General features: G+C 70.5%; 2 protein-coding genes. Both read left to right on the top strand.

All coding sequences use genetic code 11. From position 1 onward, the window contains the following. The first annotated feature begins 17 nt into the window (after positions 1-17). Entirely contained in the window at positions 18-209 is a 192-nt protein-coding gene (locus M3666_RS16295; RefSeq protein ID WP_058728059.1) for a DUF2273 domain-containing protein, read from the top strand. Continuing rightward, positions 206-538 (top strand): hypothetical protein, encoded by a 333-nt coding sequence (locus tag M3666_RS16290; protein ID WP_066653408.1) that lies wholly within the window; start codon positions 206-208, stop codon positions 536-538. Before M3666_RS16295 ends, M3666_RS16290 begins: the two co-directional genes overlap by 4 nt. The last annotated feature ends 55 nt before the right edge of the window (positions 539-593 follow it).

Raw genomic sequence — 593 nt, 5'->3', positions numbered from 1 at the left:
CAAGAAGGAGTCCCGCGTTGAGTAACACACTCGTCGGCGCGCTGATCGGCGCCATCCTCGCCGTCGTGGCACTGCAGTTCGGGTTCTGGGGCTTCGTCCTGGTGATCGTGTTCGGTCTGATCGGTGCCCTCGTGGCCGCCATCACGACCGGGAAGATCGACCGCGGCGCCCTGACCGACGTGCTGACCGGACGCCGGAGCTCCCGGTGAGCGCCGGCCCGGTAGGAGTCGACGCGACTGCCGTCCCGGGCCGCGTCGAGATCACCGCACGAGCGCTCACGGCGCTGGCGCGGGCAGCCGCAGCCGAACAGCTCGGCGTGCCCGCGAAGCGTCTGCGCGTGGGACTCGACGACGACCGGGGGTCCATCGTCCTCGACGTCACGGGTCCCGTGCGCGAACAAGCCGACATCGTCGCTGCGGCCGCTGCCGCCGCTGACGCGGTGGGTCGCAGGGTGGGCGAGTTGGCGGGCCGTCACGTGGGTCGGACCCACATCGAACTGACCGGGATCGTGCGTGCGCACGAGGGCCGGGTCCGGTAGGAGACAGAGCACATGAGCACCGAACAGCTCGAGAAGCGGCTGCGTCGTCGCAGCA

Origin of the sequence: Curtobacterium sp. ODYSSEY 48 V2 (assembly GCF_023712625.1) — a bacterium.
Lineage (GTDB): Bacteria > Actinomycetota > Actinomycetes > Actinomycetales > Microbacteriaceae > Curtobacterium.
This window is presented reverse-complemented; position numbering and strand designations above follow the sequence as displayed.